Origin of the sequence: Sphingomonas sp. Leaf62, from assembly GCF_001421915.1 — a bacterium.
Taxonomy (GTDB): domain Bacteria; phylum Pseudomonadota; class Alphaproteobacteria; order Sphingomonadales; family Sphingomonadaceae; genus Sphingomonas.
The window spans coordinates 202579-212939 of sequence record NZ_LMLN01000012.1 but is presented as its reverse complement, the minus strand read 5'-3'; the positions used below and the strand labels follow the sequence as shown (position 1 = coordinate 212939).

Genomic DNA, 10361 nt, shown 5'->3' with positions numbered 1-10361 from the left:
CCGCCATCGCCCTGGCTGCCACCATCATCTTCTGGCTGTAATCAACGAGTCCTGACCCTAGCGCTTGGCGGCTATCAGCCTGTCCAACAGGCCCATGACCCAAGCCGGATCGATATGGAGTTCGTTGGGCGCAGGAATAGCGTTCCATCCCCTTTCGTTACTCTCGCGCAGGCGGGAGTCCATGATACGCCAAGGTCGCGAATCCAGCCAAACCGTCGGCGTCCATGGATTCCCGCCTGCGCGGGAATGACAAAATTCCTTGGGTATCGCTGACTGTGGATTGGTCCTGGTCCGTGGCGACGGTGCGAGACGGGGGCGACCCCCAACACCCCCGAGACAAACCCGCGCAACCGGTGTACGGCGGCCCGCCGCTGCCCGGAGCTTCCCCATGTCCCTCGGCCTAGATTTCGGCACGACCAATTCCGTCCTCGCCCGCGCGACGGCCGACGATGCGCAGCTGGTCCCGCTCGACGGTCCCGACGGTGCCGATCCGGTCTTCCGCTCGGCGCTGTGCTTCTGGCAGGACGACGTTCCCGGCGGCATCGCGGTCGAAGCCGGTCCATGGGCGATCGACGAATATCTCCATTTTCCGGAAGGTTGCCGCTTCCTGCAATCGTTCAAATCGGTCGCAGCCAGCCCCAGCTTCGACACCGCACCGATCTTCACCAAACGCTACCGGTTCGAGGATCTCGGCCGCGCCTTTCTCGACCGGCTGGCGGCCCGCGCGCAGGGTGCCCTCACCAACGCGAAGCGGATCGTCGTCGGCCGCCCGATCACCTATGCCGGCCACCGCCCCGACGAAGCGCTCGCCCGTCAGCGCTACGACGCGATGTTCGCTGCGCTGGGTGCTGAAATCCTCTATGTCTACGAACCGCTCGGGGCCGCGTTCAGCCATGCCGCGACCCTGCGCGAAGCCGCCACCATCCTCGTCGCCGATTTCGGCGGCGGCACCAGCGACTTTTCGGTGGTCCGCCTCGAAGCGCCCGGTGCCGACCGGCGCGCCCAGCCGCTCGGCCATGCCGGTATCGGCATCGCCGGCGACCAGTTCGACCGCCGCATCCTCGACAAACTCGTCCTGCCGCTGCTCGGCAAGGGTGGCACCTATCGCTCGTTCGACAAGGTGCTGGAAATTCCGGCGGGCCATTTCACCGACTTCACCGACTGGTCGCGCCTCGCACTGATGCGCAACCGCAAGACCATGGCCGAACTCGACAAATTGCGCCGCGCCGCGACCGACCCCGACGCCATCGAACGGATGATCGCGGTGATCGAGGGCGAACAGGGCTATCCCCTGTACGACGCGGTCGGACAGGTGAAGCGCGCCCTGTCGAAGGGCAACGCCGCCACCTTCACCTTCGAAGGGGGCGGCATCGCGATCGAGGCGGAGGTGACCCGCGACCAGTTCGAGCACTGGATCGCCGACGACCTCGCCCGCATCATGGCGACCGTCGACCGCGCGCTCGACGCCGCCGGGTTGGCAGCCAGCGCGATCGACCGCGTGTTCCTGACCGGCGGCACCTCGCTCACCCCCGCCATCCGTCGCGCCTTCGCCGACCGGTTCGGGCAGGACCGGCTGGCCTCGGGCAACGAATTGACCTCTGTCGCCCACGGCCTCGCGCTGATCGGCCAACAGGACGACGCCGCCGCGTGGACGGCGTAGGCCTTTCCTACAGGGACGCAGACTGCCAGGCCTGAACCGCTCTTTGACAGGTCCGCCCCCAACCCAACCCACAACGTCACCCCGGACTTGATCCGGGGTCCCGCTTCTTTTTTCGCGGCCGCGTGGACAGCATCGCTCCATGTCAAGTTGAGACCTCCGCGCACACCGTGCGCTGGGCCACCAATCCACCGTACCCCCGCGCAGGCGGGGGTCCAGAGCCAAGCAGAACAACGACTTGCGCATGTGTCCCTGGCCCCCCGCCTGCGCGGGGGTACCGCCAATCTGTGGCTGAGCGCGCGACGTTCACAACAATCGTCAACCACACCCACCACAACCACGTCGCAAGTGTGACCTTTGTGACCTTTGGCCGAAAACCTACCGCCCGGCCCGCACCATCAGCGCCCGCGTGACCCCGTTGGTCCACCCGAACCCGTCCTGCAGCGGATATTCGCCGCCCCCGCCCGGCCGGACCTCCTCGACGTCATATTTCTCGACCAGCTTGCCCGACGCCGCATATTCGCGCGCGACGCTTGCCAGAAACCGCTGCGAAATCGTGTCCGCCAATGGCTTGTGGCCGGTACGGTCCAGCCCGCTGACCGCGATCCATTGCAGCGGGGCCCAGCCATTGGGCTTGTCCCATTGCTGTCCGGTATCGACCAGCGTCGATCGCAGCCCGCCCGGCGCCAGCAATTGCCGCTCGATCGTCGCCGCCACCCGGTCGGCCCGCGCGCCCGTCGTCAGCCCGACGAACAGCGGATAGGCGGTCGCCGCCGTCACCCCGCCACGAAGCTGCCGCCGCTTGACGTCGTAATCGCCATAGCGCCCCTCGGCCTCGCTCCACAGCCAGCGCTCGATCGCCGCGCCGCGCCTTGCCGCCCGGTCGGCAAAGTCCCGCGCCGTCGCCGCGTCGCCGGTCTTGGCCGCACCATCGGCGATTGCGCGCTCCATGCCCAACAGCAAACTGTTGAGATCGGCCGGCAGGATGTTGGTCGTGTCGATCGTCGTCAGCGTGGTGCCATCGGCCAGCCAGCGTGACGAAAAGTCCCAACCGCTCTCCGCGCCAGCGCGCAGCTCGCGATACACTTCCGCCACCGGCCGGCCGCTGGCCTTTGCGGTTTCGACATCCTCGCGCCACGATTCGTCCCGTGGCGTGGTCCGCGCATCCCAATAATGTTGCAGCACCGCCCCGTCGGGCAGCGTCACCGACCGTTCGGGCGCGGTGAAGAACGCATGTTCGCGCTTCAGCGCCGCCACCCGCCGCGCCAGCACCGCCGGGTCGGTTTCCTTCGACAGCCCCATCATCAGGTACAGGAACGGCGGCTGCGACCGGCTGAGATAATAGCTGCGCGTGCCGTTGGGCACATGGCCGTACCTCTCGACCAGATCGGTGAACGCCGCGACCATCGATTCGATCAGGTCCTGCCGGTTGTCGGCGGCAAGGCCCAGCATCGTGAAATAGCTGTCCCAGTAATACATTTCCCGGAACCGCCCGCCGGGCACGACGAACCGGTCGGCCACTGCCAGCGCACTCGATCCCGGCGGCGGTGCCACCGGATCGCGGGTCAGATGCGGCCACAGACCGGCGATATGCCGCTCGATCGGCAGGTGCGGGCCGTGATCGGACTCGGGGACCGGCAGCAGCCTCGGCACGTCGAAATTGGCCAGCACGAACGCCCTGAGCGCCGCATCGTCCCTGACATCTCCGCGCCGGAAATCGGCAAGGATCGCGGCATCGGCGCGTTTGGGCACCGCATCGACGAAGGTCTTGCCGTCGGGAAAGATGCGCCGCATCTGCACCGCCTCGAACAACGGCCCGAACCGGTCGGCCGGGGTCGCCACCCCCGCCGCCGGGGCCGTGACGGCGACCGGCGGCGCCGGACCGGACGCAGCGCATCCGGCCAGCAGGAACGGCGTCAACAGGCGATACCGGCGCAGCATCTCACGCCACCGTCTGTTCGATCACGCCGAAGATCGGGTGATGCCGATCGTCCTCGGCCCAGATGCGGACGGTGTCGCCGGCCTTCAGGAACGGTGTCTCCGCCTTGCCGCCGTGGATCGTTTCGACCGTGCGGATCTCGGCCAGACACGAATATCCGACCCCGCCGCCGGCCACCGGCTTGCCCGGTCCGCCATCGGCATCGCGGTTCGACACCGTGCCCGACCCGATGATCGTCCCCGCGCCAAGCGCCCGTGTCCTGGCGGCATGGGCGATCAGCGTGCCGAAATCGAACGTCATGTCCTCGCCCGCGTCCGCCCGCCCGAACGGCTGGCCGTTCAGGTCAACGTTGAGCTTGCGGTGCAGCTTGCCGTCGCGCCACCATTCGCCCAGCGCGTCGGGGGTGACGAACACCGGCGAAAATGCCGATGCCGGCTTCGACTGGAAAAATCCGAACCCCTTGGCCAGTTCTTGCGGGATCAGCCCGCGCAGCGACACGTCGTTGGTTAGCCCGACCAGCCGCACCGCCGCCAGCGCCTCGTCGCGCGACGCGCCCATGGCGACGTCGCCGGTGACCACCACCACCTCGCCCTCGAAATCCAGACCCCAGCCGTCGTCGCCCGCCGGGATCGGGTCGCGGGGGCCGAGAAAGCCGTCCGACCCGCCCTGATACATCAGCGGGTCGTGCCAGAAGCTGTCGGGCATCTCCGCCCCGCGCGCCTGCCGCACCAGCGCGACATGGTTCACATACGCCGATCCGTCCGCCCACTGATATGCCCGCGGCAGCGGCGATGCCGCCTCGCGCTCGTGGAACCGGTCCTTGGGAATCACGTCATGGTCGAGATCGGTGGCGAGGTTGCGCAGATCGCCCTCGACCCGGTCCCAATCGTCCAGTGCCGCCTGCAACGTCGGCACGATCGCACTCGCATCGGCATACCAGGCAAGGTCGCTCGACACGACGACCAGCCGACCGTCCCGGCCGTGCTTGAGGCTGGCGAGTTTCATGGATGCGCTCTCCTGATCGTTGTTCTTCTGTCCCGGTTCTGCGCGCCCGCACCAGCGATGTCGAGGGCCGGGCCGCACCGTTTCTTAACCAGTTGGGCATATCGAAACCGCTCGCCCATTCGCAGGACCGCCGCCATGCTCCGTGCCGAAGACTTGATCCTCGAACATCTGCAACTGGCGTCGGTGGCGGCCAATCTCCTCCGCCATGCAGAAGCGCGACCGATCGATCCAACACCGATCGCGACGACACGCTGGTCGCTCAGCCGACAACTGTTCGCCCATCTCGCGACCGAGGACCGCGTCCTCTACCCCATGCTCCGGCGCAGCGCGGACCGGAGAACGGCGGAACTGGCCGACCGGTTCGCCACCGAACTCGGTGGCCTCGCCGACACGTTCAGGGGCTATATGCTCGACTGGAACGCCGAACGGATTCAGCGCGATCCCGACGGCTTCGAACGCGACACCCGCACGCTGTACGCCCGGCTGGGCGAACGCATCCGGCGCGAGGAAGCCGAACTCTATCGTCACATTCCCGACACGCGATCCGTCGCCAAGGTGGACGTAGCCGCGCGAGGGGCCTAGTGCAGCGCCGATACCGACAGGCATGAGGGTTTCAGGACGTGGCGAACGTAGCGGTGATCGGCGCCCAATGGGGTGACGAGGGCAAGGGAAAGATCGTCGACTGGCTGGCGGAGCGCGCCGACATGGTCGTGCGGTTCCAGGGCGGCCATAACGCCGGCCACACGCTGGTCGTCGGCGGCACGGTGTACAAACTGTCGCTGCTCCCTTCGGGCATCGTCCGCGGCACGCCGTCGATCGTCGGCAACGGCGTCGTCCTCGATCCGTGGGCGCTGAAGGCCGAAATCGAACGCCTGCGCGAACAGGGCGTCTCGGTCACGCCCGACACGCTGATGATCGCCGAGACGTGCGCGCTGATCCTGCCCTTCCACCGCGATCTCGACGGCCTGCGCGAGGATGCGAGCGGGTCCGGCAAGATCGGCACCACCCGTCGCGGTATCGGCCCCGCCTATGAGGACAAGGTCGGCCGCCGCGCGATCCGCGTCTGCGATCTCGCCCATCTCGACGATCTCGAAGCGCAGCTCGACCGTCTGACCGCGCATCACGACGCGCTGCGCGCCGGCTTCGGCGAGCCTCCGGTCGACCGGGCACGGCTGATCGCCGAACTGCGCGAGATCGCCGATTTCGTCCTGCCCTATGCCGAGCCGGTCTGGCGCGTGCTGGCGCAGGCCAAGGCGACCGGCAAGCGCATCCTGTTCGAAGGGGCGCAGGGCGTGCTGCTCGATATCGACCACGGCACCTATCCGTTCGTCACCTCGTCCAACACCATCGCCGGCACCGCCGCCGGCGGTTCGGGCATGGGGCCGGGCGCGGTCGGCTTCGTGCTGGGCATCGCCAAAGCCTATACCACCCGGGTCGGCTCCGGGCCGTTCCCGACCGAACTCGAGAACGAAACCGGCGAGCGCCTCGGCGTGCGCGGGCATGAATTCGGCACCGTGACCGGCCGCAAGCGTCGTTGCGGCTGGTTCGACAGCGTGCTGGTGCGACAGGCGGCGGCGGTCGGCGGCATCACCGGCATCGCGCTGACCAAGATCGACGTCCTCGACGGGTTCGAGGAAGTGGCGATCTGCACCGGCTATCGGCTGGGCGATCAGGTGCTCGACTATTTCCCGCCGCACGCCGCCGATCAGGCGAAGGTGGAGCCGGTCTACGAAACCATGCCCGGCTGGTCGGAATCGACCGCCGGCGCTCGCAGTTGGGCCGAACTGCCGGCACAGGCGATCAAATATATCCGCCGCATCGAAGAGTTGATCCAGTGCCCGGTGACGCTGGTATCGACCAGCCCGGAACGCGACGACACGATACTCGTGCGCGATCCTTTCGCCGACTGATCGCCCCTCGACGGCACACGGCAAAAGGCCCGGCCGGATCGCTCCGGACGGGCCTTTTTTTGCGGCTGGCTGTTACCGCGGCGTGCCGGTCGTTCCGGCCGGCGGCGTCGTGGTCGGCGCATCGCCCGTCGTGGTCGGCGGGGTCGTGTCGTCGGTCGTCGTCGTGTCGCCCGTCGTCGATTCGCCGGGTCGGGCCGGACTTTCGGGGACCGGGTTGGTCGGGCCGGTCGTCTGCGGCAACGGCTGGGTCGGACGGGCCGGATCGACCGGACCGGGGGTACTGTTCGGTGAAGTCGGCTGGTTCCGGGTGGTCGGTACCTGCGCGATGGCGGTGGTCGCGCCGCTGAGGATCAGCAGGCTCGCGAAAATGGTCTTGCGCATCGAGTGTCTCCTTGCATCAAGCAGGGGACTCAAGTCGCGAACGGCCCGAAGGGTCCGTCCGCTTCACTCAACCCATCGTAAAATATGGTCATTCCTGCGCCGGACCGCGGCTCACCGGCGGCCGGCCATCACCCGATCTGCCCGCGGTGCCGTAGTTTCTGATCGGCCAGCACCAGTGCGACCATCGCCTCGACCACCGGTACGCCGCGAATGCCGACGCAGGGATCATGCCGCCCCTTGGTCGCGATCGTCGTCGCCTGCCCATCGGGCCCGATCGTCTCGACAGGCGTCAGGATCGAACTGGTCGGCTTGAACGCGACCCGCAACGTCACCGGCTGGCCAGTCGAGATGCCGCCAGCGATGCCACCGGCATGGTTGGCAAGGAACGACGGCCCGCCCTCGCCCGGCCGCATCGGATCGGCATTGGCCTCGCCCGACAGCGCCGCCGCCGCGAAGCCGTCGCCGATCTCCACGCCCTTTACCGCATTGATCGACATGGCCGCGCTCGCCAATTCGGCATCCAGCTTGGCGTAGAGCGGCGCGCCCCAACCCGCCGGCACGCCCTCGGCACGACAGGCGACGACTGCGCCCAGCGACGATCCGGCCTTGCGCGCGCCGTCGACCAACGCTTCCCAGCGCGCTGCCGCCGCCGCATCGGGACAGAAAAACGGGTTGCGACCGATTTCTGCCACATCGAAGTTCGCCGGGTCGATCGTATCGCCGCCGATCGATTCGACCCACGCGGTGATGGTCACTTCGGGGATCACCAACCGCGCCACCGCGCCCGCCGCGACCCGCGCCGCGGTCTCGCGCGCCGACGACCGCCCGCCGCCGCGATAGTCACGAAAGCCGTATTTGGCGTCATAGGCATAATCAGCATGGCCGGGCCGATACGCCTTGGCGACGTCCGAATAATCCTTCGACCGCTGGTCGACATTCTCGATCATCAGGCTGATCGGCGTCCCCGTCGTCCGCCCCTCGAACACGCCCGACAGGATCCGCACCGAATCCGGCTCGCGCCGCTGGGTGGTGAATCGGCTGGTCCCGGGCCTCCGTGCGTCGAGGAACGGCTGGATATCGGCTTCGCTCAGCGACAATCCCGGTGGGCAGCCGTCGACGACCGCTCCCAGCGCCGGACCATGACTCTCGCCCCACGTCGTAAAGCGGAACAGGTGGCCGAAACTATTGTGGCTCATGCGTCCTCCCCCAGCGCCGCAAAGGCGCGTGCATGGGCAGCCGTACCGGGCGTGTGGATGCACGGCCCGTCGTTCAGCCGGATGCCCATGAAATATTCCCCGGCATAGGGGCTGTCGAAGCCCGATGCCGTTATCGCCTCGAACCCGAACCGGCCATAATAGGCCGGATCGCCGAGCACGAACGCCAGTTCGACCCCGGCGCTGCGCAGATGGGCGATGGCGGCGGCGACCAGCGCCTCGCCCACGCCCTGCCCCCGCGCGGTCTTCGCCACCGCCAGCGGCGCGATGGCGACGGCCGCGACTTCGCGGGTGTCGGCGGTCACCTGCATCCGGCTGGCGGCGATCATGCCGACCACCGCGTCGCCATCCTCGGCGACCAGCACCAGCACCAGATCACCGTCGATCGCCAGTTGCTGGACCAGCCGCGCCTCCTGATCGCGCGGGAAACAGGTGCGCAACAGCGCATCGACCACCGGTGCGTCGGCACCGGTCGCCGCGCGGATGACGCTCACGACCGTCAGGCCAGCGCGATGTCGGGGGCGTCCTCGGCCTTCATGCCGATGACGTTGTAGCCGGCGTCGACATGATGAATTTCACCGGTGACGCCGCTCGCCAGATCGCTCAACAGATACAGCCCCGCCCCGCCGACATCGTCGATCGTGACGTTGCGGCGCAGCGGCGAATTCAGCTCGTTCCACTTCAGGATATAGCGGAAATCGCCGATGCCGCTGGCGGCCAGCGTCTTGATCGGACCGGCCGAAATGGCGTTCACCCGGATATTCTCCGGGCCCATGTCCATCGCCAGATATTTGACCGACATGTCGAGCGCGGCCTTGGCCACGCCCATGACGTTGTAATGCGGCACGACCTTTTCCGACCCGTAATAGGTCAGCGTCAGCAGCGATCCGCCGTTCGGCATCAACGCCCGCGCACGCTTCGCGACGGCGGTGAACGAATAGACGCTGATGTTCATCGTCATCAGGAAATTGTCGAGGCTGGTGTCGTAATAATGCCCGCGCAGTTCGTTCTTGTCCGAAAAGCCGATGGCATGGACGACGAAATCGATCGTCGGCCAGCGCGCGGCGATGGTGTCGAACGCCGTGTCGAGCGCACCCATATCGGCGACGTCGCATTCGATCAGGAAATCGGAACCCAGTTCGCCCGCCAGCGGACGGACGCGCCGCTCCAGCGCCTCGCCCTGATAGGTAAAGGCCAGTTCGGCTCCTTGCGCGGCCAACTGCTTGGCGATGCCCCAGGCCAGCGACCGATCATTGGCGAGTCCCATGATGACCCCGCGCTTGCCCTGCATCAAACCGTTCACGCGACTTTCCCTTTTTCGTCTGTAGCCGCACCCTCTAGCGCAGGGTCGGGCGTTTCCGCCAGCGCCGCGTTCAATTCGCCGCCGATCACCACGCCAAGTCCCACGATGTAGAAGAAGAACAGCGCGATCATGACGCCGGCAAGGCTGCCATAGGTGCGGTCATATCCGCCCAGTGCGTCGATCGCCAGCGGCAGCAGCTGCGTCGTGCCGATCCACACCGTCGCCGTCGCCACCGCCCCCGGCCATTTCGGACAATTCGACGTCCGGTATTTCTTGGGGCTGAGCGAATAGAACAGCGTGTAGAGTGCCACGAACAGCGCCAGTGCCGGAAACAGCTTCGCGATCGACAGATAGGCCGCGTAGGGCTGCAGGAACGGCAGCACGCGGTAGATCAGCTGCTCGACGCCGACCAGCACGACCTGAAGGCTGAACGCGATCATCAGCATCAGCACCGATCCGACGATCAGTCCGATCGATCCCAGCCGATATTCCCAGAAGGGCCGCGAAAACGGGATGCCATAGGCCTGGCGCAGGATCGATCGCACCGTTTCGATGAAGCCGGTCGTCGTCCACAGACCGACCAGCGCGCCGAGCCACAGCAGCGATCCCGATCGTGCCTGCAACACGTCGAGGATCGGCTGCTCCAGCACCACCGCCACGTCGCGCGGCACGGTTTCTAGGAAGGCGGTAACCGCGTGGATGCTGTCGCCGCTGCGCCCGACCGCGCGCGCGATCGCCGCGGCGACGATGAAGAACGGGAACAGCGTCAGCAGGGAGAGATAGGCGAGATTTCCGGCATGGGTGAAGCCGTCGTTGAACGTCCCGATCGCGACACGCTTCACCACCTCGATCGCCCGTGCCGACGGACGCAGGCGCGACAGGGCGGGTCGGCCCCGATGGCGGCGGACCTCGGGACTTTCCGGGGACGGCTGATTCATGCAATGCGCTCCGG

Annotated in this window: 10 protein-coding genes; 3 read left to right on the top strand and 7 right to left on the bottom strand. The window is 67.3% G+C overall.

From position 1 onward, the window contains the following. Positions 1–388: 388 nt before the first annotated feature. Positions 389–1660, top strand: a complete 1272-nt coding sequence (locus tag ASE91_RS07865) for an Hsp70 family protein (RefSeq protein WP_056624625.1) — start codon at positions 389–391, stop codon at positions 1658–1660. 375 nt (positions 1661–2035) lie between these two features. Here the strand turns inward: ASE91_RS07865 and treF are convergent, their stop codons facing one another. Further along, positions 2036–3598: an alpha,alpha-trehalase TreF gene (gene treF / locus ASE91_RS07860; protein WP_056624622.1), complete on the bottom strand. Its 1563-nt coding sequence runs from the start codon at positions 3596–3598 to the stop codon at positions 2036–2038. Between the two features lies 1 nt (position 3599). Continuing rightward, the gene (locus tag ASE91_RS07855) at positions 3600–4601 is read right to left on the bottom strand and encodes a fumarylacetoacetate hydrolase family protein (protein ID WP_056624620.1); all 1002 of its coding nucleotides are present in this window, start codon (positions 4599–4601) and stop codon (positions 3600–3602) included. Between the two features lie 135 nt (positions 4602–4736). Here ASE91_RS07855 and ASE91_RS07850 point away from each other — a divergent pair, with 135 nt between their 5' ends. Next, a complete protein-coding gene (locus ASE91_RS07850; RefSeq protein ID WP_056624617.1) occupies positions 4737–5183 on the top strand; it encodes a hemerythrin domain-containing protein in 447 nt (148 codons plus the stop codon). Positions 5184–5221: 38 nt separating this feature from the next. Continuing rightward, positions 5222–6511: an adenylosuccinate synthase gene (locus ASE91_RS07845; RefSeq protein ID WP_056624614.1), complete on the top strand. Its 1290-nt coding sequence runs from the start codon at positions 5222–5224 to the stop codon at positions 6509–6511. 72 nt (positions 6512–6583) lie between these two features. Here the strand turns inward: ASE91_RS07845 and ASE91_RS07840 are convergent, their stop codons facing one another. The 5 genes from ASE91_RS07840 to ASE91_RS07820 form a co-directional block, all read right to left on the bottom strand. Next, positions 6584–6892 (bottom strand): hypothetical protein, encoded by a 309-nt coding sequence (locus ASE91_RS07840; RefSeq protein ID WP_055996325.1) that lies wholly within the window; start codon positions 6890–6892, stop codon positions 6584–6586. A gap of 128 nt (positions 6893–7020) precedes the next feature. Further along, complete coding sequence (gene aroC / locus ASE91_RS07835; protein WP_056624612.1) at positions 7021–8088, bottom strand: chorismate synthase; 1068 nt, start codon at positions 8086–8088, stop codon at positions 7021–7023. After that, a complete protein-coding gene (locus tag ASE91_RS07830; RefSeq protein WP_156357729.1) occupies positions 8085–8600 on the bottom strand; it encodes a GNAT family N-acetyltransferase in 516 nt (171 codons plus the stop codon). Before ASE91_RS07830 ends, aroC begins: the two co-directional genes overlap by 4 nt. Before the next feature lie 5 nt (positions 8601–8605). Next, positions 8606–9409, bottom strand: coding sequence for an enoyl-ACP reductase FabI (gene fabI / locus ASE91_RS07825; protein ID WP_055996334.1), 804 nt, complete (start codon positions 9407–9409; stop codon positions 8606–8608). Beyond that, the gene (locus ASE91_RS07820) at positions 9406–10347 is read right to left on the bottom strand and encodes a YihY/virulence factor BrkB family protein (RefSeq protein WP_055996337.1); all 942 of its coding nucleotides are present in this window, start codon (positions 10345–10347) and stop codon (positions 9406–9408) included. The genes fabI and ASE91_RS07820 overlap by 4 nt, the downstream gene beginning before the upstream one ends. Positions 10348–10361 lie beyond the last annotated feature (14 nt).